Origin of the sequence: Arthrobacter sp. RT-1 (assembly GCF_003367205.1) — a bacterium.
GTDB lineage: Bacteria > Actinomycetota > Actinomycetes > Actinomycetales > Micrococcaceae > Arthrobacter.
The window spans coordinates 79,337-101,382 of record NZ_QRGQ01000023.1 but is presented as its reverse complement, the minus strand read 5'-3'; the positions used below and the strand labels follow the sequence as shown (position 1 = coordinate 101,382).

Annotated in this window: 19 protein-coding genes and 1 pseudogene; 11 read left to right on the top strand and 9 right to left on the bottom strand. The window is 66.0% G+C overall.

The window, feature by feature from the left end:
- Both DXK94_RS15650 and DXK94_RS15645 read left to right on the top strand, forming a co-directional pair.
- A pseudogene (locus DXK94_RS15650) lies at nucleotides 1-158 on the top strand (class II fructose-bisphosphate aldolase); the annotation flags it as partial.
- Between the two features lie 90 nt (nucleotides 159-248).
- A complete protein-coding gene (locus DXK94_RS15645; protein WP_181884850.1) occupies nucleotides 249-1,337 on the top strand; it encodes an HAD-IIA family hydrolase in 1,089 nt (362 codons plus the stop codon).
- On the opposite strand, the gene DXK94_RS15640 is transcribed toward DXK94_RS15645, so the two are convergent.
- The 4 genes from DXK94_RS15640 to DXK94_RS15625 form a co-directional block, all read right to left on the bottom strand.
- Complete coding sequence (locus tag DXK94_RS15640) at nucleotides 1,309-3,129, bottom strand: glycoside hydrolase family 15 protein (protein ID WP_115525679.1); 1,821 nt, start codon at nucleotides 3,127-3,129, stop codon at nucleotides 1,309-1,311. The genes DXK94_RS15645 and DXK94_RS15640 overlap by 29 nt on opposite strands.
- Nucleotides 3,130-3,148: 19 nt before the next feature.
- The gene (locus DXK94_RS15635) at nucleotides 3,149-3,556 is read right to left on the bottom strand and encodes a hypothetical protein (protein WP_115525666.1); all 408 of its coding nucleotides are present in this window, start codon (nucleotides 3,554-3,556) and stop codon (nucleotides 3,149-3,151) included.
- Nucleotides 3,557-4,143: 587 nt separating this feature from the next.
- Nucleotides 4,144-5,397: an RNA polymerase sigma factor gene (locus tag DXK94_RS15630; protein WP_115525665.1), complete on the bottom strand. Its 1,254-nt coding sequence runs from the start codon at nucleotides 5,395-5,397 to the stop codon at nucleotides 4,144-4,146.
- 4 nt (nucleotides 5,398-5,401) lie between these two features.
- Nucleotides 5,402-5,827, bottom strand: a complete 426-nt coding sequence (locus DXK94_RS15625; RefSeq protein ID WP_115525664.1) for a YciI family protein — start codon at nucleotides 5,825-5,827, stop codon at nucleotides 5,402-5,404.
- Between the two features lie 354 nt (nucleotides 5,828-6,181).
- Here DXK94_RS15625 and DXK94_RS15620 point away from each other — a divergent pair, with 354 nt between their 5' ends.
- The gene (locus DXK94_RS15620; RefSeq protein ID WP_079596998.1) at nucleotides 6,182-6,562 is read left to right on the top strand and encodes a hypothetical protein; all 381 of its coding nucleotides are present in this window, start codon (nucleotides 6,182-6,184) and stop codon (nucleotides 6,560-6,562) included.
- 28 nt (nucleotides 6,563-6,590) lie between these two features.
- On the opposite strand, the gene DXK94_RS15615 is transcribed toward DXK94_RS15620, so the two are convergent.
- Complete coding sequence (locus tag DXK94_RS15615) at nucleotides 6,591-6,926, bottom strand: YgjV family protein (protein ID WP_079596997.1); 336 nt, start codon at nucleotides 6,924-6,926, stop codon at nucleotides 6,591-6,593.
- Between the two features lie 130 nt (nucleotides 6,927-7,056).
- Between DXK94_RS15615 and DXK94_RS15610 the strand changes: the two genes are divergently transcribed.
- Complete coding sequence (locus DXK94_RS15610; protein WP_079596996.1) at nucleotides 7,057-7,983, top strand: LysR family transcriptional regulator; 927 nt, start codon at nucleotides 7,057-7,059, stop codon at nucleotides 7,981-7,983.
- Between the two features lie 8 nt (nucleotides 7,984-7,991).
- On the opposite strand, the gene DXK94_RS15605 is transcribed toward DXK94_RS15610, so the two are convergent.
- Entirely contained in the window at nucleotides 7,992-9,098 is a 1,107-nt protein-coding gene (locus tag DXK94_RS15605) for a GTP pyrophosphokinase family protein (RefSeq protein WP_079596995.1), read from the bottom strand.
- Between the two features lie 49 nt (nucleotides 9,099-9,147).
- Nucleotides 9,148-10,191 carry a LacI family DNA-binding transcriptional regulator gene (locus tag DXK94_RS15600; RefSeq protein WP_258868570.1) on the bottom strand — a complete coding sequence of 348 codons (1,044 nt, stop codon included), beginning with the start codon at nucleotides 10,189-10,191 and terminating at the stop codon, nucleotides 9,148-9,150.
- A 151-nt stretch (nucleotides 10,192-10,342) separates the two neighbouring features.
- Here DXK94_RS15600 and DXK94_RS15595 point away from each other — a divergent pair, with 151 nt between their 5' ends.
- From DXK94_RS15595 to DXK94_RS15565, 7 genes are all read left to right on the top strand, one after another.
- Entirely contained in the window at nucleotides 10,343-11,386 is a 1,044-nt protein-coding gene (locus DXK94_RS15595) for a nucleoside hydrolase (RefSeq protein ID WP_115525663.1), read from the top strand.
- Nucleotides 11,387-12,814: an MFS transporter gene (locus DXK94_RS15590; RefSeq protein WP_115525662.1), complete on the top strand. Its 1,428-nt coding sequence runs from the start codon at nucleotides 11,387-11,389 to the stop codon at nucleotides 12,812-12,814.
- The gene (locus DXK94_RS15585; protein WP_115525661.1) at nucleotides 12,811-13,797 is read left to right on the top strand and encodes a ribokinase; all 987 of its coding nucleotides are present in this window, start codon (nucleotides 12,811-12,813) and stop codon (nucleotides 13,795-13,797) included. Before DXK94_RS15590 ends, DXK94_RS15585 begins: the two co-directional genes overlap by 4 nt.
- Nucleotides 13,798-13,886: 89 nt before the next feature.
- Entirely contained in the window at nucleotides 13,887-14,909 is a 1,023-nt protein-coding gene (locus DXK94_RS15580; RefSeq protein WP_115525660.1) for an extracellular solute-binding protein, read from the top strand.
- Nucleotides 14,906-16,597, top strand: coding sequence for an iron ABC transporter permease (locus tag DXK94_RS15575; protein ID WP_115525659.1), 1,692 nt, complete (start codon nucleotides 14,906-14,908; stop codon nucleotides 16,595-16,597). The genes DXK94_RS15580 and DXK94_RS15575 overlap by 4 nt, the downstream gene beginning before the upstream one ends.
- Entirely contained in the window at nucleotides 16,594-17,754 is a 1,161-nt protein-coding gene (locus tag DXK94_RS15570) for an ABC transporter ATP-binding protein (protein WP_115525658.1), read from the top strand. The genes DXK94_RS15575 and DXK94_RS15570 overlap by 4 nt, the downstream gene beginning before the upstream one ends.
- Nucleotides 17,755-17,792: 38 nt before the next feature.
- Entirely contained in the window at nucleotides 17,793-20,405 is a 2,613-nt protein-coding gene (locus tag DXK94_RS15565; protein WP_115525657.1) for an AMP-binding protein, read from the top strand.
- Here the strand turns inward: DXK94_RS15565 and DXK94_RS15560 are convergent.
- Nucleotides 20,350-21,273, bottom strand: a complete 924-nt coding sequence (locus tag DXK94_RS15560; protein WP_115525656.1) for an AEC family transporter — start codon at nucleotides 21,271-21,273, stop codon at nucleotides 20,350-20,352. The genes DXK94_RS15565 and DXK94_RS15560 overlap by 56 nt on opposite strands.
- Nucleotides 21,274-21,350: 77 nt before the next feature.
- Nucleotides 21,351-22,010, bottom strand: a complete 660-nt coding sequence (locus tag DXK94_RS15555; RefSeq protein WP_115525677.1) for a cyclodeaminase/cyclohydrolase family protein — start codon at nucleotides 22,008-22,010, stop codon at nucleotides 21,351-21,353.
- Nucleotides 22,011-22,046 lie beyond the last annotated feature (36 nt).

Sequence of the window (22,046 nt, the reverse complement as noted above, 5' to 3'; positions counted from 1 at the left end):
TGTTCCGCAACTACGACGGTGTCCTGAAGGTGGACGGCGAAGTGGGCAACAAGAAGACCTACGACCCCCGCGTCTGGGGCGCCTCCGCCGAAGCCGGCCTCGCAGCCCGCGTCGTGGAAGCCACCAAGCAGCTCGGCTCGGCCGGAAAGAAGCTGTAACCCATGGGCCACCATCACCGGATTAACCTGCTGGAGACCGAGGTCACCCTGCTCGCCGAGTTGGAGCCTTGTGCTGCGAAGCGTCAAAAAATGCCACGGATTGACCCGTCTCCTGCTGAACTGGATGAAGGCACCGCCTCCATACGAAAGCCCGAGCCGGCCGGCGAGGGGGAGGTATACGGCAAACGGCTGATTGACGGTTTTGACGGGGTGCTCGCCGACCTGGACGGCGTCGTCTATACCGGACCGCAGGCGATCGACGGCGCCACCGAAGCACTCGACAGGCTCGCCGGTGAGGGCAAGAGCCTGGCATACGTGACCAATAACGCTTCGCGCTCATCCGAGGAGGTTGCTGCCCATCTACGCGAACTGGGAGCACCTGCCACCGCTGAGCAGGTCTTCGGGTCTGCCTTGGCCGGTGCAGAACTGCTGGCCGGCACGGTTGAGGCCGGCGCGTCTGTACTCGTCGTCGGCAGTCGGATCCTCGCGGACTCCGTCCGGTCACAAGGACTCATCGTCGTACCCACTTCGGATGACCGGCCAGACGCAGTCATTCAGGGGTTTTCCCCCGAGCTCGGCTGGAAAGACCTGGCAGAGGCTGCCTACGCGATCACGGCGGGTGCTACGTGGGTAGCTACGAATCTGGACATGACCCTTCCGCAGGAGCGGGGGTTCGCTCCCGGAAACGGATCACTGGTGGCAGCGGTTACCGCCGCCACCGGAAAAGTGCCCCTGGTGGCAGGAAAACCAGAAGCAGCCCTGTTTGAGACGGCAGCGCGCCACTCCAGCGTCAAGCGCCCTTTGGTTGTTGGCGATCGACTGGACACCGACATTCTGGGTGGAAACCGCGCAGGGATGGCCACAGCCCTCGTCCTCACGGGCGTGGATTCAGTCCAAACGGCACTCGTTGCTCCCGTAGACGAGCGCCCAAGCTACGTGATCCGTTCCCTGCGCGAACTCTACGAGGAGTACCCGGCAGTTACAGCCGAGGACGGTGCCTACTCCTGTGGCGGGGCAGTGGCCAGGGTGTCGGGTTCCGCGCTGAGCATCAACGGCCCTGAAGATGACCTCAACAGCTGGCGGGCAGCCTGCGCCGCATGGTGGGCGGCACACGCTGATACCGCACCGGCCGCTAAACCGGAGATCGTGTTCACTCCGGCTCTTCGACAGCCAGGCTGAGCCGGTCCACCCCGTGCATGGCGTCGGCCGCCCTGACCAGGGTCAAGTGTGAGAATGCCTGGGGAAAGTTGCCGGCCATCCGACCTTCATCGCTTGCGTACTCTTCGCTCAGCAAGCCGAGCTCGTTTGTGAGCCCCACGAGTTTGTCCATCAAGGTCTTTGCCTCGCCGTGCCGACCTGTGCGCGCGTATTGTTCCACCAGCCAGAATGAGCATGCGAGGAAAGGGTGTTCGCCCGGCTCCAAACCGTCAACGCCGCTCTCTGTCCGGTAGCGGAGCAAAAGGCCGTCGCCGGTAAGGAGTTCCTGCTCCAACCGCGCGACCGTGCCAAGCATGTGTTCGTCGTTGTACGGGAGGAAACCGACCTGGGGCATCACCAGTAACGCTGCGTCCGTTTGAGTTCCACCGTAGGTTTGCGTGAATGAGCCGATGCTCCTGTTGAATCCCTGGCGCATGATCTCCTCACGCAACCGGTCACGAAGGTGCTCCCACTTTTCAACATCGCCGGTCAGCCCGTGCAGCCGCACCGCCCGGACCGCGCTATTGAAGGCGGCCCACATCATGACCCGGGAATGGGTGAAGTATTGTGCTTCGCCGCGCATCTCCCAAAGCCCGAAGTCCCTGTCATCGATATGCTTTTCGACGAAGCCCAAGAGTGCCTGCTGAAGTGCCCAGGAGAAATGGTCTTCTTTTCCTCCGGCCATACGCAGTCTCTCCAGGGCCACCATTACTTCACCAACAACATCCGCTTGGAACTGCGATACGGCGGCATTGCCAATGCGCACTGGCTTAGAGTCGGCATAGCCAGGAAGATGGGTGAGTTCGCGTTCCGGAAGTTCCCGCTCGCCCCCGACCCCGTACATGATTTGCATTTGCTCAGGGTCACCGGCGAGGGCGCGAAGGAGCCAGTTGCGCCACTGAAGGGCCTCTGTTTCATAGCCGTGGGTCAGCATCGACTCCAATGTCAGAGCTGCGTCGCGCAACCAGCAGTACCGGTAGTCCCAATTCCGTGGTCCACCGAAGTCCTCCGGAAGGGACGTGGTGGGCGCTGCGACGATGCCGCCGGTTTCCATGTGCGTGAGGGCGCGAAGTACCAATAATGACCGCTTAACGGCGCCTCCATAGGCGCCGTCTTGCCTGCAGTGGCTTCCCCACCGGGTCCAATACTCGGTAGCTACTTCGAGGGCGGCGTCAACGTCTGTCGCAGCCGGCACGGGGCGGTGTGAAGGGAACCACGCTAGTTCGAAATCCACCGTCTCGCCTTCGGAGATGAGGAACGTTCCTTCATGTCCGTGCGCATGGGCTTGTGGCAGATGGGGTCCTCGCAGTGCGAAAGCATCCGGACCTGCCATTGCCAACAGAACCAATGATGCCGTCGGCCCACTGTCGATAACACGGCTCATCCAAGGCAGGACAGTGGAATATCCTGGCCGGATCCGGAGTTCCTGCCGCATTTCCATGCTGCCGACCAAACCTGTGACACGGCGGACCAGGGAGGAACTGCTGTCTCCCAGGGGCATGAAATCCGTCACCAGGATGCGCCCGCCGGAAGCTTCCCAGACCGTTTGCAGCACAAACGTGGATTCGACGTAATGCCGGTCGACAACGGCTGCACCTGGATCGCTCGGGGCTAACAGCCAGTGACCGTGTTCATCAGAACCTACAAGGCGGCTGAACACAGACGGTGAATCGAAGCGCGGGAAACAAAGCCAGTCCACGCTGCCTTCACGGGAGATGAGAGGACCGGTCTGAAGATCCGAAAGCAACGCGTAATCCTCGATGAGTGCAGCCATGTCCACACTTTTTCACATTTCAGCATTGCCTCGCAGTAAGAAGGTGAATCCAGCCGTTCCCGCCGCTGAAGCGGACGTCACCGCGGCAATCAGTGCACCGCCACTTGCCCTGGAACCACTGCCGCCCAGCTGTACTGCGGCAGGGGCTTATTTCCCGACTATCAGCTTCAGCACTGGACTGCACCATTGCAGTCAACATGCCCCTGATGTCGGTTTCGTAGTTGTCCAACGCGTGGAAGTCGCGAAGTTCGCATAGGCGCCCGTACAGGCATGCCGCGTCGTGCAATCGACGGGCAATCGTAAGAACTGCCTCGTCGTTGACCGAAACAGTCAAGACTGGGGAAGTGGAGTCCGCTGCCGGGCAGGCAAGGGGCGTTGGGAGGTCTTCGAACGAGCCCTCGGCCATGTCGTTGATAGTGGCGGTCATCGGTGCTCCTTTACGCCGTTTGTTGCTTTGCTTTTAATTGTGTGGAGGCCGGGGCAGGCACCTGAAAAAATCGGGCTGCTCAACGGGCACAAGCGGGACTACGAGCCACTGGCCACCGTAAAATTCGACGTACGAATCCGAGGGGCATCGTGCGTAAGCTTCTTCTCGTGTCATGCCGTGTCTGCCTTTCTTGCTGGTGAAGTTCTTGGAATGTCTTGGTCACCGGATACATACGCGAACTGCCGCGCAAATCAAGCAGTCCAGATGTGATTCCCGTCACCCCTTTTGATGTACGAGCAACTCTACGGCAATATAAAACCTCTAGTCCAGTCTTTTTTATCAATTAATCGTGTTGTCTTGCCCGCATGGCTTCGGGCATGTGGCGCTAGGGGACACAGTTAAAGGAACCGCCCCAAATGGGTCGATCTAGGCTTCAATGCAAGGGAGCAATGAAGTCTTTACCGGAGGTTATGGCGGCGCTGCTGCCCCCTCGGGACCGGCAAGCTCTTCTAAGGGGCGCGGCCAGAGGGCGGGCGCAGGCAGGCGCGTGGCCGTCTGGGCCTTTGGCCCGGAGCCCGCGCGAATAATCAGAGGGTGGCTGCCTTGGCGAGAAGAACCGCTTTTTGTTGTTCGTTGGCGGTGAGTGCGGCGGCCTGCAACAGTTCGGTTTTGGCTTCGTCGGTTCTTCCGAGTCTGGTGAGCAGCTCTCCGCGGATGCTTGGCAGCAGGTGTGAGTGGTGGAGGGTGCCACCGGCAACGAGGCGGTCCACGATCTTCAAGGCGGCTGCAGGGCCGGTGGCCATGGACACTGCTACGGCGTGGTTCAGCTCGACGATGGGGCTGGGTGCCAGCCGTCCCAGGGCCTCGTAGAGCAGCACTATTTTGTTCCAGTCGGTTTCTTCGAAGCTGCGGGCGGTCGCGTGGCATTGCGCGATGGCCGCCTGAAGGCAGTAGTTGCCCCTTCCGCGGCCGAGCGCATCGGCACGTGCCAGTGATGCCAGGCCACGTCCTATTTGGGTTCTGTCCCAGCGTGACCTGTCCTGGTCAGCGAGCAGGATCGGGGTGCCGTCGTGCTTGACGCGCGCGGCGAACCGGGACGCCTGGAACTCCATCAGCGCCACGAGGCCGTGAACTTCGCACTCCTGCGGAAGCAAGCCGGCAAGCACACGCCCAAGGCGCAGCGCTTCGTTGGCGAGTTCGGTCCGGATCCACTGACGACCCGTTGTGGCGGCATAGCCTTCGGTGAAGATGAGGTACAGCACCGCCAGCACCGAGCCCAGCCGCGCGTTCCACTCGTTCGGCTCAGGGGCGTCGAAGGGCACACGGGCGGCCGACAGGGTCTTCTTTGCCCGTACGATGCGCTGCTGGACGGTGGCGACGGGAACCAGCAGCATCCGGGCAATCTCCCCGGTGGTCAGCCCGCCCACGGTGCGGAGGGTCAGGGCGACCTGCCCCTCACGGGAGAGCACCGGGTGGCAGGCGATGAAGACCAGCCTGAGCACGTCATCGGGGATGGGCTGCCACTGGTCCTCGGTCATCTCCGCGAGGTCGTGCGCGATTGCACGGTAGCGTTCGTCGAGCCGGTCCCGGCGGCGCCAATTATCTATTGCCTTGCGTTTTGCCACGGCCGTAAGCCAGGCGCCCGGATTATCCGGGACGCCCGACCCGGGCCACTGCGTGAGGGCGTCGATCAGGGCTTCCTGGGCGAGATCTTCCGCCAGGCCGACGTCGCCGGTCATCTTGGCGAGCGTTGCGATGATCCGCGCGCTTTCGATCCGCCACACGGCGTCCAGCGTGCGCTGGATCGCCGGTGTGGAGGTGCCAGAGGGTGTGTCGGCCATGCGGCTAGGGCTGGTTGAGTTCCTCACGCCAGCCGGCTTCCTTTTGGAGGAATTCGTTGTCCGAGAAGTCTTCAAAGTCGCTCATATCGGTGACGCGGCGGACTTCGAGTTTGTTGCCCGGGCCCAGCGGGCAGCGGCTGGCCCACTGCACAGCTTCTTCCTTGCTGGAGGTCTGGATGATCCAGAATCCATTGAAGAGTTCATGGGTCTCCCCGTAGGGGCCGTCGGTAACAATGGGGTTCTCGCCTGAAAAATCAACAACGAAAGCCTCGCTCATATCGTCGGCGAGCCCTTCACCGGCGAGCAGCACTCCCGCCTTCATAAGCGATTCGTTGTAGGCGCCCATGGCATTGATGATCTGTTCAATGTCCGCCGCTTCGTAGGCCTTTTTTGCCTCTTCGGTAGCGCGCATAATCAGCATGAACTTCACGGTTCTTCTCCTTCGTACTGAGAACGCCTGATGCGTCCTTCTACTATCGCGTCGAACGGGCCGGCATCAGATCGACAAGACAGGAAAAATTTTTTAGTCCGTCGGCTGCTCCGAAGGGGTCGTGCAGTCGGATCGGTCATTCTCTCGGGCAACCCGATCGTGGTGGATGCGCTTCGGTGCCCCGACCAGATCGGCGGGTACAGGAGGATCCTTCTCGTCATCAGATGTCATGAGGGTCATCCTAGGGGTTATCCATAAATGAACGCAGTACGTGTAGCCGTTCCCGCCACACAGGCGCGTCCACCTCAACAAGGACGCCACCACGGCAGGCGGGACTCCCGTTAAGCTCTACGTATGGAGGTTCGAGATTCTCCGGGAGATGCGACCAGGGACATTAATCAGGAGCTTAGCCAGCGGCGCGGCTGGCTTCTGACAGTCGCCGTCGGATTCGCCCTGCACATCCTCAGTTTTGTTATCGGGCTGAAGACGGTGGGGCCGCTGTGCGGCAGTCCTCTGCTTCCGAACAGCACCGCAGCCGAAATGGCCGACGTGCAGATGCGGACTACCGGGTTGGCGGCAGAGTGCTACCGGAATATCGATGCCGCTACGGTACCGGTCTGGATTCTGATGACGCTGGGAATCAGCCTCGTCCTTGTGGGGGTCGCCGTCCGGATAGTTGGTATCCGCCGGTCAGTTGACCGGTCCGAGAAGCCGGCCGCCGCGGGGCAGGACTAGGCGGCCTGCCGTTGGGGAGCAGGTGAAGCTACGCTGCGCGGGGCGCGTCAATAATGGCCATTTGGCCGGTCTCCGGGACGCCAGGGAACTGCGCCTGCGGTGCTTCGCCCCCAGTAGCCGCAGCCTCGTCCCCGGAGCGCATGCGGAACAGCGCTACAGCTGAGATGAGGAACCACGCAATGTTCGTGACCACGGACGGCCATGCCTCATGAAATGCACCGTTCACGATAAAGGCGCAGGAACCGAGGAGGTTCGCGATCTGGAAGCCCTTGCCGGCTTTGAGCCAACCCATGGATACGGCGAGGTACGCGCTGAGTATTGCAACCGCGCCTGCCCAGCCCGCAATTTCCCACAGCAGTTCCATGATGTCCCTTCACAGTTGATGCCCAGCCGATAATCACCCGGCGTAACTAGCCCTTTAGCAGCAATTATGAGCAGGCCCAAGCTTTAGATCAATTGCATTCCTCTGAAGACATGGTTTAGAACTGCTTAACATGGATATCGATCCGCGCCGGCTCCGTGTGCTCCTTGCGATTGCCCGTACCGGCGGCGTGCTCGCCGCCGCTGATGAGCTGGGAATTACGGCCTCTGCGGTCTCCCAGCAGCTCAACAAACTGGAGGAGGAAACAGGGCACTCGCTGGTCCTGCGCACACCCAAAGGGTCGGTGCTGACACCCGCCGGTCTGGCGATAGCCGAAGCCGGAGAAGAGATTGAACGCGCCCTCAGCGTCGCCCGCGCCCGGATCGAAGGCGGCGCCACCATTGCAGGCGTGGTGCGCGTCGGCGGCTTCACCAGCTTTGTCCGCACCGTGGTGATCCCGCGCCTCCCTGAGTGGCGAGTCCAGTACCCGCAATTGCAGATCCGGATGATTGAGGACGACTTCCCCGCCCTCATGCGGCTCCTCCGGCAGCGTGCCCTGGACGCCGTGGTGGTGGAACTCGATTCGACGACGTCCGGTGAACGTTCGCTGTCCGCCGGAATGACCGAGGAGCCCCTGCTGGACGAGCCCTGGAAACTGGTGGTTCCCGCCGGCGCCCTCCTTACCACCGAGAACATTGACCTTGGCCGCCTGCCATTTCCGTGGCTCGGCGTCGAGCCGTCAGCCGCCAACGCCTCGGTGCTCGGCCGGCTCCGCCAGTCAACGGGTGTCCCGATGGAAACCGTGCATCAGTATCAGGACACGCTGACCGCGCTGGCACTGGTGGCTGCCGGCGAGGGCGCAGCCATCGTGCCCACCCTGGCGCTGACGGGCGTTGTCCAGGACGGGGTTGACGTCCTGGACGTCCCCGGGCTGGGTACGCGGCGCATCGTCCTTCGGCGCTTCGACAGGCGGCGGTCCGCCGGCACGCCCGTGGACACGGTGGCCCGCCTTCTGCGGGAATCGGCCGCGGCCTTCGACACGCGCTCTACATCTTCCTAGCGGCGTCCCTACTTCTTCGTCAGCCGGTACCGTTCGATCTGTTTGAGCCGCCGCAGGAGGCTGTCCCGCCGCGGGTGCGGGACGGCGTCGGCCGGTTCTGCGGTGAGGTCGATGTGCTTGGTGCCGTACTGCCACAGCAGCAGGTCATCCAGCAGCCGGTCCGGGCCGGGGGAGTAGCGGTGGTCCAGCGCCTTGCGGACCTCGGTGATGCGGTTGGCACTGAGCAGCCCGGCCAGCTGCATGGTCTGGTTGAGGCCGTGGGCGGCGAGGAGCTCGGCAGCCCAGCCCCAGTCGTCGTCCACTTTCCGGTCCACGTGCGGCAGCAGGGTGCGCCACACGTCGCGGATCCGGTTGGGGGTCAACGGCGCCGCTCCCTCGCCGTCCGTGTCCCAGAAACTGCGCACTTCCTCGTACCGTTCGTGCAGGTCGGCGAACGCAGTTTCCACGGTTTCCAGCATGGCCGCCGTCGCGGTGAACTGGCGGTCGAAATGCGGGGTCCACGCCCTTGGGTCCTCCGCCTTGAACCGGATGTCGTGCTCGATCTCGCTCCAGGCGTGCGCGAAGATCGTGCGGATCTGGCATTCAAAAAAGTAGCTGCCGTTAGGCGCGATGTCCGGGTTGAAGACCTGCTGGTACTCCTTGACCGCCTCGTTCTGGATGGTCCGGAGGATCAGGTGGCGGCTGGAATACCCGTAGGTGCCGGACTCGATGGATCCGATGTCCTTCTCCCGGTCCCCCCGGCAGTCAAACAGTTGGCGCTGGCGCTTGATGATGTTGGCCACCGCGGCATTTTCCGCCGGCAGTTTGGTGATGACGCGGATCCCCACCATGTCGTTCAGGGTGCGGAACGGGTCCGGGAACTTCAGCACGGGAGGTCCGCCCGGCTCGAGCGGTTCTTCCGTCCGGGAAATCTTTTCCTTGAACGATTCCACGGTTTTGGTCCGGCCGGTCACGAACAGCGGGGTAACTTCGGAGTCCTTCAGCATGTCCCGCAGGATCAGCAGGACATCGCGCGTGACCAGCTTCAGGGCAGGGCGGACGCGCTCGTAAATCTCCACGTTGTGCTGCACGGATTCGCGCAGCGGCGCGTCCAGGCTTTCCCAGTGACTCGGCATGCTCCCAGCTTACGGCCGGGCTGTGACAGAACGACGGCGGCAGTAACCTTCAGCGTCCCGCGAGCGTTGAACCCCGCACCACCAGGGAACTTTCCAGGGTCAGGTCCGTCGGCTCCAGCGCCCGTCCTTCCATCAGCCGGCGCAGCTGTTCACCGGCCTTCAGGCCCAGGGGAGTGGCGGGCAGGTGCACGCTGGTGAGGCCGGGGCTGCTGGTGGCGGAGTAGGGAAGGTCGTCGAAGCCGGCCACGGCCAGCTCCTCCGGGATTTTCACCCCTGCCACGCGCGCTTCCTGCAGCACACCGTAGGCGTGCGTATCGGTGGCGCAGACGACGGCGGTGATTCCGTTCCGCTGCCAGTCCGGCCAGGCGTCGGCGAAGGCGGCCGCTGCCGCGCCGACGTCGATGGTTGTGCTCCGCACGTCGGCGGAATCCACCGCCATGCCGCGCGCTGCCGCCTCGGACAGGAAGGCGTCGCGGCGGAGGGTGAAGGTGGTGGTCCCGGTAACGCTGTCCAGGTAGGCCACCCGCCGGTGCCCGGCGCCCGCAAGATGCGCGGCCAGTTCCCGCGCTCCAGAGGCTACGTCCAGGTTCACGGCCGGCGCGAACGACTCCATCCCGGGTGCGTCCAGCAGCACCAGGGGCCCGGCCACGGACAGGTCCTCGAGGAAGTCGGCGTTCGGGGCGTCAACCAGGAGCCCGGCCGGGCGCAGGGACATCAGCTTGCGGACGTCGGCTGCCTTCGGAAACTCGCCCGAGTCCGTGACGGACAGCAGCAGCTGGTAGCTGGGGCCCAGCGATTCGCGGACCCCGGCGATGACCTTGGCGAAAAACGGGTTGGAAATGTCCGGGGCCACCAGGATCACGATGGAACTGACGCCCCTGGCCAGGGAGCTGCCGATGCCGTCCACCACGTAGCCCAGCTCGGCAATGGCGTCCCGCACCCGGGAAATGTTGTCCTCGGAAACGCGGCCTGCGGTCTTGCCGTTGGCCACCAGTGACACAGTGGCCACCGAGACCCCGGCGCGCTCGGCAACCATGGCGGCCGTGATCCGCCGATGGCGCGCCGGCTGCTGCACCTGTTCCGCGGATTCCATACCTCGATCGTAGTAGCATCACAACATTTTCAGGCACCGCATGGCATCAAGCGTTTGACGTGCGCGACGTTAAGCGTTTGACGTGACCGCCGAAACAGTGTCATGATCACTCCGGAATGCTGAGCCTCCTGCCACCCCAGGCAGGACCCCAATGACGTGGAGAACCATCGTGGAACCAAATCCCCAGCCCGCAAGCCAGGCCGGACGCACCAAAATCATCCTGGACTGCGACCCCGGGCACGACGATGCCGTGGCGCTGCTGCTCGCGCACGGCAACCCCGCCATCGACCTGCTGGCCGTCACCACGGTGGTGGGCAACCAGACCCTGGAAAAGGTAACCCGCAACGCCCTGGCCGTCGGCACCATCGCCGGCATCACCGGCGTCCCCTTCGCCGCCGGCTGCGGCCGCCCCTTGGTCCGCAGCATCGAAACCGCGCCGGACATCCACGGCGAGTCCGGCATGGACGGCCCCGCCCTCCCCGAGTCCACCATCGAACTGGACCCGCGCCACGCCGTCGACCTCATCATTGACACCGTGATGGCGCACGAGCCGGGCACCGTCACCCTGGTTCCCACCGCCGGCCTCACCAACATCGCCCTGGCCGCCCGCAAGGAACCCCGCATCGTGGAACGCGTCAAGGAAGTTGTGCTCATGGGCGGCGGCTACCACGTGGGCAACTGGAGCGCGGTGGCCGAGTTCAACATCATCATCGACCCCGAGGCCGCCCACATCGTCTTCAATGAAAAATGGCCGGTGGTGATGGTGGGCCTCGACCTGACCCACCAGGCGCTGGCCACCCCGGACGTCGTCGAAAAGATCGCGGCCATCGGCACCAAACCCGCACAGTTCGTCACGGAACTGATGGACTTCTTCGCCCACACCTACAAGGACGCCCAAGGCTTTGACTTCCCGCCCGTGCATGATCCGTGCGCCGTGGCCTACGTCATCGATCCCAGCATCGTCAGCACCCGCAAGGTGCCGGTGAACATCGAACTGCAGGGCACCCTGACCCTGGGCATGACGGTGGCGGACTTCCGCGCCCCGGCGCCGGCGGACTGCCACACCAGCGTTGCCGTTGACCTCGACCACAAGAAGTTCTGGGACCTGGTCACCGATGCGCTGGTCCGGATTGGCGAGCCGTCCGACGCCGACAGCCGCGAAGGCGCGGCCCTCACCGCCGGAGGGGTCAAGTAGATGACTGCCACGATCACCGCACCCAAGACCGGCCGCGGCAATGTCACCGCGCTGATGATCGCCCTGCTGGCAGCCTGCGTGGCCTTCCAGCTCAACGCCTCCATGCTCAGCCCCGCCCTGGTCACCATGGGCGAAGAACTTAAAACGGACCAGGCCGTCATCGGGCTGTCGCAGACCTGGTTCTTCACGGCCGCCGCCCTGTTCTCCCTGTTCCTGCCCCGCCTGAGCGACATCATCGGCCGCAAGAAGGTCCTGCTGGGCATGATGCTGCTGATGGCCGCCGGCTCCGTCATCGCAGCCCTGGCAACGGATGTGACCTGGCTGTTCGTGGGCCGCATCATCCAGGGCGTCAGCGGGCCCACCGTCCCGCTCTGCCTGATCATGCTGCGCTCCGCCGTCAGCAACCCCCGTAAATACGGGACCCTGATGGGCCTCATCACCGCCGTGAACGGCGGCGTGGCCGGCGTCGATTCCTTTGTGGGCGGCTACTTCGCGGAGCACTACGGCTTCCGCAGCATCTTCTGGCTCATGGTGGTCCTTGCTGTTGTGGCCACCGCGCTGATCGCCTTCCTCGCCGCCGAGAGCAAGCCGGCGGCCGGCACCACCATGGACTGGCGCGGTGTGTTCTTCATCGTGGTGGCCGTGGGCGCCCTGCTGACAGCTCTTAACGAAGGCTCCAAGCTGGTAGGCGCCTTCTCCTCCGGAACCCTCGTACTGAGCCTCGCACTCGTGGCCGTTTCCGCCGTCGCGTTCCTCGCCTTCTGGCGGACGGAAAAGCGGGCCAGCCAGCCGATGGTGGAAACGGTGCACCTGCGCCAGCGTGCCACCTGGGCGCCGCTGCTCACCACCACCCTCACCATGACAGGCATCTTCGCCGTGATCAACGGCATCGTCCCCGCCTACGTCCAGGCCGCCGAGCCCGGCTTCGGCATCGGCCCCACGGAGATGTCGCTGATTATCCTCACCCCGTACGCGCTGCTCGGCTGGCTCGTCGGCCCGCTGAGCGGCAAGCTGGCACCCGTCCTCGGCTACACCAAAGTGCTGCGCATCGGACTCCTCGGGAGTGTTGCCGCGCTCGCCATCATCGCGTTCCTCGGTCTCAACAGCCTGCCCCTGATGATCGCCGGCACGGTCTTGCTGGGCATCATGTACGCCGGTACGGTCAACATCATGCTCAATGGACTCGGCGTTGTCCTCTCGCCCGCAGGCAACCCCGGCTTCCTGCCCGGCATGAACGCCGGCGCCTTCAACCTGGGCGCAGGCCTGAGCTTCCTGATCCTGCCCGCCGTGCTGGTGGCGACGTCGGCGCTCGGTGACGCGCAGGCTTCCTACCTGACCGTTGTGGTGGTGGGCCTGGCCCTGACCGTGGCCGCGTTCGCCGCCTCGCTGCTGATCCCCAAGCCGGTCGAGGCCGAGGTGGCTGAATGAGCGGCGGAACCACCGGCGCCGGAAAGTCCGGCCGGATCGTCGTCGTCGGCTCCCTGAACGCGGACCTGACCATCTACTGCGAACGCCTCCCGCTGCCCGGCGAGACGGTGCACGGCAACGGCTTCGCCGTGAACCCGGGCGGCAAGAGCGCCAACCAGGCCGTCGCCGCGGGCAGGCTGGGCGGCCGGGTCAGCCTCGTCGGTGCCGTGGGGGAGGACCCCAACGGCGACATGCTGCTCGCCTCGGTTGCCGGGGCGGGTGTGGACGTGGGACACGTCCGGACGTCCAGCGAGCCCACGGGCGTCGCGGTCATCGCCGTGGATTCACGCGGCGAGAACAACATCATCATCTCGGCCGGGGCCAACGGCACCCTCTCCCCGGCCGACGTCGCCGAGGCAGGCGACGTCCTGGACGGCGCCGCCGTCGTCAGCCTCTGCCTTGAAGTCGCCATGGAAACGGTGGTGGCAGCCGCGCAGGCAGGGCACGACGCCGGCGCTACAGTCCTGTTGAACCTCTCGCCGTACGCGGAGGTCCCCGCCGTCCTGGCCGGGCTCGCCGATGTCCTGCTGGTGAACGCGCACGAGGCAGCGCTGTTCCTGGGCGGCGGGGCGTCCGTGCCGGGCGCTGAGGCCCCCGCCGCAGAGTGGGACGGCGTGCGGGAACGGTTCGCGGAGCGGGGGATCCGGCAGGTGCTGGTGACGCTGGGTTCGCAGGGCTCCGTGGTGCTGGACTCGCTGGCCGGGCCTGGCGCCCGCGTGACGTTCATTAAGCCCACGAAGGTGGACGCGGTGGACACCACGGGGGCCGGAGATGCCTTCACCGGCGCGGTTGCCGTGCGGCTGGCCGCAGGGGATGCGCTTGCGGATGCTGCCGCCTTCGCTTCCGTGGCCGCGGCCCTGGCCACCACCCGGAAAGGCACGCAGGCAGCGTACCCGGAAGTAACCGACGTCGAACGGCGCCTGCTGGGCAGTCACGGCCCTTAACAGTTACAGGCCGGGCAAGTAATTAAGATAGCCTTACCTTGCCAAATTGCCGTGCGGTCCCGGAGCCGCCCCCTGAGAAGAGCCCCAACGTGCCCACTCGACGCTTACTCGCTGCCGCCGCAGGCCTGACAGTACTGGCATCCGCCCTGACCGGTTGCGGCATCATCGGTGGACAGCCTGCCGACCTGCAGATCTACTCAGCCCGTCACTATGATCTGGAGGGTGCGTTCGGGCAGTTCACGGACGAAACGGGCATCACCGTGGAGTTCATCAGTGGTGACGACGCAGAACTTCTCGAGCGCCTGAAAGCCGAGGGGGAAGACTCCCCGGCGGACGTTTTTATGACGGTGGACGCCGGCAACCTGTGGAATGCGGCGCGCCAGGATGAGCTCGCCGCCATTGATTCAGCCGCCCTCAATGAAGCAGTCCCGGAGGACCTCCGTGACGCGCAGGGGCGCTGGTTCGGGCTGGCCATGCGGGCACGCACCGTCACCTATAACCCCCAGAACGTGGATTCCGCTGACTTCGACGCGGCGGACACCTACGCCGGGCTGACGGACCCGAAGTGGAAGGGGCGGCTGTGCATGCGTGACGCCACCTCGTCCTACACCCAGTCCCTCGTCGCGAGCCTGATCGACCTGCACGGCCGGGAGAAGGCCCTGGAGATTGCCAAGGGCTGGGTGGCCAACGACGTTCAGATCATGAGCAACGACGTACTGCTGCTTGAGGCGATCGACGCCGGCACCTGCGACGTGGGGATCAACAACCATTACTACCTGGCCCGGACGCTGGAGGACAAACCCGATTTCAAGGTGGACCTCTACTGGGCAAGCCAGGAGGGCGCCGGAACGCACGTCAACATTTCCGGCGCGGGCGTGGTGGAAGGCTCCGACAACGCCGGGGACGCGCAGCGGCTCATTGAGTGGCTCGCCACGAAGGGCCAGAACGCCTTCGTCGACGCGAACCACGAGTTCCCGGTCAACCCGGCAGCCAAACCCGAGCCGGTGATTGCGGGCTTTGGTGACTTCAAGCGGATGCCGCTGAACGCCGAAGCCTACGGCGACCTCAACGCCGCGGCCGTGGACCTGCTCGCCGAGGCCGGATACAAGTGACCGAAACGGCGGTCCTCGCTGAAGCGGGGACGCCGAAACGCCGTCCCCGCCGGACGGCCGGTGCCGGGCGCCCGGCGTGGTCCGCACTCGTGGTCCTGGTGGCCGTGGTGGTTGCCACCCCCGTGTTCGCCGTGGTTGTTGATGGCCTGGGCAGCGTGGGCGATACCGCACCGCCGCGGGGACTTTCCGGCATGGTGCTCACCACCCTGCTCCTGATGCTGGGAGTGGCAGCGGGTTCACTCCTGGTGGGCGGCGGCCTGGCATGGCTCGTCACCGCCTACCGCTTTCCGCTGCGCAATGTCTTTGCCTGGCTGCTGGTCCTGCCGCTGGCCGTACCCGCCTACATCCTGGGCTTCGTCTTCCTCTCCGTGTTCGACGTCTCCGGGCCGGTGCAGACCGCCCTGCGTGCCGTACTGGGGCCGGACGTCTGGGTCCCCGACGTCCGGTCGCTGCCGGGCGCGGTGCTGGTGATGTCGCTGTCCCTCTACCCCTACGTCTACCTCCTGGCGCGCACCGCGCTCAGTGAGCACGCATCCGGCACGTACGACGCAGCCCGGACCCTCGGTGCAGGGCGGGGGCGCGCACTCCGGCGGGTCCTGCTGCCGCTCGCCAGGCCGTCGCTGGCCGCCGGCATGGCCCTGGTGATGATGGAGACGCTCACCGATTTCGCGACGGTGCAGTACTTCAACGTCCAGACCGTTTCCGTGGGTGTCTACCTGGTCTGGAAGGGCACCTTCAACTTCCACGCCGCAACCCAGCTGGCCGTCCTGGTCCTGCTGTTCGCCGTTGCCGTCCTGGCGGGGGAGCGGGCCCTGCGCGGCCGGGCACGCTATCACCGGCAGGGCGGAAGGGGACAGGGCCTGCAGCCGACCACACTGCACGGCGGCCGCGGCTGGGCTGCCGCCGCTCTGTGCACCGCTGCCGTCAGCACAGGCTTCCTGATCCCCGTCCTCCAGCTGCTGGGCTGGGCCGTGGGCGGGGCCGTCAAAAACCCCGGCTTCCTCGCGGATCCGCGCTTCGGCGAGTACATCCTCAACACCCTCCTGGTCGCGGCAGCTACCGCTGCGGCCTGCGTGTTCCTCTCCGTGGCAGTGGCACACGGTGTCCGCCTCAGCGGGGGCAGGTTCGTCTCCTCCGCCGCGCAGCTGACAACCTTCGGGTACGCCGTACCGGGCGCAGTGGTGGGCATCGGCGTCCTCATCTCCTTCGCGGCACTGGATGATGCCCTCGAGGCGGCCGGCGTTCCCGGCGGCACCGGGCTGTTGGTCACGGGTTCGGTCCTGGGCATCCTTTACGCCTACGTGATCCGTTTCCTCGCCCCCGCCTACCAGGCCGTCGACGCCAGCTTCGCCAAAATCCCGGCAACCCTCACCTTCTCGGCGCTCAGCCTGGGCGCCGGCCCACGGCGCATCCTGGCGCGGGTCCATGTTCCCCTGGCACGCTCCGGGATTGCCGTGGCCCTGATGCTGGTGGCAATCGACGCCGTCAAGGAACTGCCCATCGTGTTGCTGCTCCGGCCCTTCGGCTTCACCACGGCGTCCGTCTGGGTCTACGAACTTGCCCGCGAAAACTTCTGGGAAAAGGCGTCGCTGCCCGCACTGGTGATCGTCGCGGCCGCCGTCCTCCCCGTACTGGTCCTCGTCAGGCAAGCCCGCCGCAATGAAACACCTGGAAAGGCCTCGGCATGACCATTCGTGTGGCACGTGAAAAGCATCCTGCCGGCACGGAGGGTGCTCCGGCAGCGCTCGTCTTCGAAGGCGTCAGCAAAGACTACGGCTCGGCCGTGGGCGTCGATACGCTGGACCTGTCAGTACCGGCCGGCGAGCTGGTGACCGTGATCGGGCCGTCCGGCTGCGGCAAGTCGACCACCCTCCGCCTCGCCGCAGGGTTGGAACGGCCGGACATCGGCACCATCCGGGTGGCCGGGGACGTCGTGGCGGACAAGCGCCGCTTCGTGGAACCTGAGCGGCGCCGGGTAGGGCTCGTCTTCCAGGACTACGCACTGTTTCCGCACATGACCGTGGCGCAGAACGTGGAGTTCGGGCTGGACAGGCTGAGCCGTGGTGAGCGCAAAGCCCGGGCCGGGGAAGTCCTGGACCTGGTACGCCTTGCCCACTTTGCGGGCCGGTACCCGCACGAGCTTTCCGGCGGCGAACAGCAGCGCGTGGCGCTCGCCCGCGCCCTGGCGCCCCGCCCCGCCGTCGTCCTCCTGGATGAGCCGTTCTCAAGCCTGGACGAGTCGCTGCGCGCGCAGGTGCGCCGGGACACCGTGGCAACGCTGCGCGAGGCCGGCACCACCGGCGTCCTCGTCACCCACGACCAGACAGAGGCGCTCTCCGTCGGCACCCGGGTGGTGGTGATGCGCGGCGGGGTCATCGAACAGGCGGACACGCCGGAGAAGGTCTTCGAGCAGCCCGCCACCCGCTTTGTGGCCTCCTTCATGGGCGACGCGGACTTCCTGCCGGCCCATGTGCACCGCGCCCTGCTGACCTGCGAGATCGGCGTCGTTTCCACCGTGCCGGGCTGGGCCAACAGCGAGGCGGACGTGGACGTGGTGCTGCGGCCGCACGAGGTGGCGCTGCGCCCGGACCCCGATTCCCAGGCGCGCGTCTCGGCCGTCGAGTACCACGGGGCCTTTGTCCTTCACTACGTCAGGCTGGCCTCGGGACGCACCGTGCGCTCCTGGCAGCCCCACACCGTCCGCCACCCCGTGGGAACAGCGGTGGCCGTGACCGTAGCGGCAGGGACCACGCCCACGCTGCTGCTGGGCAACCACGCCATCACTTCCCCGCCCCCGGGCAGCTCCCTGCATCAACGGTCGCCCGAGCCCGTCCAGCTAAGTTAGGCCAGTTTTATGTCCACATATATCGCCCCGGTGACGCAATGACCGCGCAGCCAGACCTCGCCCGGGCCGCTTTCACCGACCTCGCCCGCCACGGCGACCGTCCAGCAGTGCTCAGCGCTGACGGCGTCCTGTCCTACCGGGAGCTTGCCTCCCGCGTTGACGACGCCGCCGCCCGCCTGGGAACGGCACGCCGGCTGGTGGTGCTGGCAGCGCAGAACGACCTGGACTCGCTGGTGGCCTACCTCGCAGCCCTGTCCGCCGGCCACGTCCTGTTGCTGGCCCCGGCCGACAAACCGGAGGCCCTCGCGTCCCTCATGCACGCCTATGACCCGGACGTGCTGCTGCGCTCCGGCGACGGCCACGGGGTGCCCGTGCTCGAGGAGCGGCGCAACGGCTCCCGGCATCACCTGCATCCTGAACTGGCGCTGCTGCTCAGCACCTCGGGCTCGACGGGCTCGCCGAAACTGGTGCGCCTCTCCCACACCAACCTCACGGCCAACGCCGAGGCCATCGCCGAGTACCTGGGCATTGGGGCCGATGACAGGGCCGCCACCACGCTGCCCCTGCATTACTGCTACGGCCTGTCAGTTGTGAACAGCCACCTGATCCGCGGGGCAGGGCTGGTGCTCACGGACCTCTCGGTGGTGGACCCCTGTTTCTGGGATCTCTTCCGGGATCGGCAGGCCACCTCCTTCGCGGCCGTTCCCTACACCTTCGACCTCCTGGACCGGGTCGGCTTCGCGGACGAGGACCTGCCGCACCTGCGCTACGTCACCCAGGCCGGCGGGCGGCTGGCGCCGGAGAAGGTGCGCTCCTGGGCGGAAACCGGGCAGCGCCGCGGCTGGGACCTCTTTGTGATGTACGGGGCAACGGAAGCAACGGCCCGGATGGCCTACCTTCCGCCGGACCTTGCCGCCGACCATGCCGACACCATCGGGGTCCCCGTGCCGGGCGGATCCTTCCGCATCGACCCCGTGGAGGACCTGGCAGACGGGGAACTGGTCTACAGCGGCCCCAACGTCATGCTCGGGTACGCCGAGGATCCCGCAGACCTGGCACTGGGCCGGGAAGTCCACGAACTGCGCACCGGCGACCTCGCCCGCCGGCAGCCCAACGGCCTGTATGAGGTGGTGGGGCGGCGCAGCCGGTTCGTGAAGATCGTGGGCCTGCGCGTGGACCTCGGGCAGGTGGAGCGGATCCTTGCCGACATGGGGATCACCGCGGCCGCCGCCGGCACGGACGACCGTCTGGTAATCGCCGTCGAAGGCGGGCACGACGGCGGAATCCTCGCCAAAACCCTGGCCGGCACGCTCGGGCTGCCCCGCGCCGCCGTCGTGATCCATACTGTGGAAGCCCTGCCGCGCCTGGCCACCGGCAAGGTGGACTACCCGGGGGTCCTGGGCCTTGCATCTCCGGAGCCCGCTGCTGCGGGTGCCGCCGGTGCAACCCGCGCCGCCGTTACGGATCACGGGGCAACAGGCACGGCCACTCCCGCAGGTCCAGCCCCCGCCGGCCGCGCCGACGACGTCCGGACCATTTTCGCCGAAGCCCTGGAATGTCCCGTTGTGGGGGACGATGACACGTTCGTCTCCCTTGACGGCGACTCGCTGTCCTACGTGGCAGTCTCCGTGCAGCTGGAACGCGTCCTGGGACAGCTTCCCGCCGACTGGCACCTCTTGCCGGTGCGGGAACTGGGGCGCCGCCGGAAGCCCCGGCGGCGGAGCCCCTTCTCGTTCCTGGAGACCTCGATTGTGCTCCGGGCCGTCGCCATCGTGTGCATCGTGGCCACGCATGTGGAGCTGATCATGTTCCAGACCGCCCACCTGCTCTTCGCGGTGGCCGGCTACAACTTTGCACGGTTCCAGCTGGCCGACCAGCGGGTTACCCGGCTGCGCCGCCAGCTCCGCGGCGTTGCCCGGATAGTGGTGCCTTCCACGGCCTTCATTGCCGTGGCCTACCTCCTCACGGACCACTACACGGTGGCCAACATTTTCCTGCTCAACGCCATGGTGGGGCCCGAGGCGGTGACCACGCAGTGGCATTTCTGGTTCGTCGAACTGCTGGTGTACATCCTGCTGGCCGTGGCAGCGCTCATGGCCGTGCCCTGGGTTGACCGGCTGGAGCGCCGGGCACCTTTTGCCTTCGCACTGGGCATGGTGGCCATCGCGCTGCTGAGCCGGTACGACATCGTGGATCCCGGCCTGCCCAAACCCCCGCCCGTCTTCTGGATCTTCGCGCTCGGCTGGGCGCTCGCGCGGGCCCGCACCCACCTCCACAGGATCACTGTCTCCGCCATCACCCTGGTGACCCTGCCGGGCTTCTTTGGCAGCAGCGTCAGGGATGTCACCGTCGCCGCAGGAATCCTGCTGCTGGCGTGGGTGCCGGCGCTGCCGGTGCCCGCGTTCCTGCGCCGGATCATCGGCTGGCTGGCCGCGGCGTCGCTGTACATCTACCTCACCCACTGGCTGGTCTACCCGCTGCTGCTTCCCGTCCACCCGGTCCTGGCCGTCGTCGGGTCCCTCGTGCTGGGGGTGGGCTACTGGGCCCTGTGCCGGTGGCTGCCCGCTGCAGCCGGGCGGCTCTGGGCCAGGCGGTTCAGTTCAACAGCCAGGCCGCGCCAAGCAGCAGGGGCACCGCTAGAACCGAGGTGATCACCGCCGTCGACTGCGCGAGGCCCTGCCCCACCCGGTAACGGACGGCGTACAGGACCACGTTCTGGCCGGTGGGGAGGATCGCGCACGCGGTGACCACGAACGTGCTGAACGCATCCAGGCGGAACACGAACACGGCCAGCACCCACGCCAGGACGGGCTGGACGGCTGATTTGAGGATCACGGCCACCGTGGTTGGCGCACCGTCGCCGTTGGTGCCGCGGGGCGACAGGCCGTGCAGCGACATGCCGAAAATGATCAACATGAGGGGGACGGTCACCTGGGCGATCAGCGACAGCGGATCCAGGATCAGTTCGGGAACCTGGATACCGACGGCGCTGACAATGATTCCAAGGATGGCCGCCACCGTCACGGGGTTGCGGAAGGGCGTGGCCAGGATGCGCCCGATGGAGGGCTTTTCCGCGTCGGGATCGCTGAGGTCCAGGATGGTCAGGGCGATCGGGGTGATGACGGCGAGCTGGAACAGCATGATGGGCGTGACGTAGGTGGCGCTGCCCAGCACGTAGGACGACAGCGGGACGCCGAGGTTGGTGGAGTTCACGATGCCGGTGGCCAGTGCTCCGATGGTTGTCCTGCGGACGCCCCATCTGGCGATGGCGCCGATGATGGCGAACACGGCCATCATGGCTGCCGCCGTGGCCACCGAGATCAGGCCTGTTGTGCTGAGGACGTCGGAGATGTGCCGCGAGGCGATCAGGGAGAACATCAGGCTGGGCAGCCCCACCAGGAACGTCAGGGTGGAGAGCACCTTTGTGCCGTGCGGGCCCAGGGCATTGGTTTTGCCCAGGATGTAGCCGACCAGCATGACCGCGCCCACCACAAAGAAGCCCTTTAAGACTCCATCCAAGATACTGTCCTCAATGTCGGTCCGCCGTCACTGCGGTGGTTCGTCCCGCCGGGCGACCGAATGGGGAGCCCGCTCCATCAGATGCTATCGGTGGGGGCGGCGCGGTGATCAATCCGGGCCGTCAGTCCGTCGATCCGGTCAAGCGCGGTGCTGAGGCGTTCCACGGCGGACCACAGGTCCTGGTGCTGTTCACGGATCTGCTCAAGGGTGGCGCCCGCGGACCGCAGCGACGCAAGGTCGAAACTGACGTTGGTCCGCGCTCCGGCCACCGCCGCACGCAGGGCCCCGAACGCGACGACGACATCGGCAATGAGCGCAGGGTTGCCGTTGGCAGCCAGCCAGGCCAGGTCATCGACGGCTTCGATGGCGCGCTCGCCGAGCACGGCCGATGACTTGGCGGCGTCGAGCGACGCGCTGTGGATGGCTTCCTCCCGGTCGGGACCCGGATCCAGGCGGAAGGCGGCACCAAAGGCCTGGGACGCCGTCGCATCCTCATCGGCGAGCTGCAGGGCCTCCCGCCGGAGGGCCCGGGCCCGCTCCCGGATCTCCGCCACTTCCGCGGCCTCGTGCTCTTTCGGTTCCGTGTAGCCGGCAACCATGGACGTCAGTGACGCCGCCACGGCAAGCATCAGCCCGGACCCGGCGCCACCGCCCGGGGAACCGGTGGACTGGGCCAGGGCCTCCGTCCATTCATCGACCGTCGAGTCCTGGGTAGTAATAGTTTCCGCAGCATCCATGACAACACCGTGCCCAGAAACGGTCCCGGCCAAACG

Coding starts and splice junctions, on each gene's coding strand:
- DXK94_RS15615 (WP_079596997.1), bottom strand. CDS start 6,926: ATGGAACTGCTGTGGGAAATTGCGGGCTGGGCAGGCGCGGTTGCAATA.
- DXK94_RS15600 (WP_258868570.1), bottom strand. CDS start 10,191: ATGGAATCCGCGGAACAGGTGCAGCAGCCGGCGCGCCATCGGCGGATC.
- DXK94_RS15645 (WP_181884850.1), top strand. CDS start 249: ATGCCACGGATTGACCCGTCTCCTGCTGAACTGGATGAAGGCACCGCC.
- DXK94_RS15570 (WP_115525658.1), top strand. CDS start 16,594: ATGACCATTCGTGTGGCACGTGAAAAGCATCCTGCCGGCACGGAGGGT.
- DXK94_RS15635 (WP_115525666.1), bottom strand. CDS start 3,556: ATGACCGCCACTATCAACGACATGGCCGAGGGCTCGTTCGAAGACCTC.
- DXK94_RS15610 (WP_079596996.1), top strand. CDS start 7,057: ATGGATATCGATCCGCGCCGGCTCCGTGTGCTCCTTGCGATTGCCCGT.
- DXK94_RS15565 (WP_115525657.1), top strand. CDS start 17,793: ATGACCGCGCAGCCAGACCTCGCCCGGGCCGCTTTCACCGACCTCGCC.
- DXK94_RS15620 (WP_079596998.1), top strand. CDS start 6,182: ATGGAGGTTCGAGATTCTCCGGGAGATGCGACCAGGGACATTAATCAG.
- DXK94_RS15595 (WP_115525663.1), top strand. CDS start 10,343: ATGACGTGGAGAACCATCGTGGAACCAAATCCCCAGCCCGCAAGCCAG.
- DXK94_RS15585 (WP_115525661.1), top strand. CDS start 12,811: ATGAGCGGCGGAACCACCGGCGCCGGAAAGTCCGGCCGGATCGTCGTC.
- DXK94_RS15590 (WP_115525662.1), top strand. CDS start 11,387: ATGACTGCCACGATCACCGCACCCAAGACCGGCCGCGGCAATGTCACC.
- DXK94_RS15640 (WP_115525679.1), bottom strand. CDS start 3,129: ATGGCTGCACTCATCGAGGATTACGCGTTGCTTTCGGATCTTCAGACC.
- DXK94_RS15555 (WP_115525677.1), bottom strand. CDS start 22,010: ATGGATGCTGCGGAAACTATTACTACCCAGGACTCGACGGTCGATGAA.
- DXK94_RS15630 (WP_115525665.1), bottom strand. CDS start 5,397: ATGGCCGACACACCCTCTGGCACCTCCACACCGGCGATCCAGCGCACG.
- DXK94_RS15605 (WP_079596995.1), bottom strand. CDS start 9,098: ATGCCGAGTCACTGGGAAAGCCTGGACGCGCCGCTGCGCGAATCCGTG.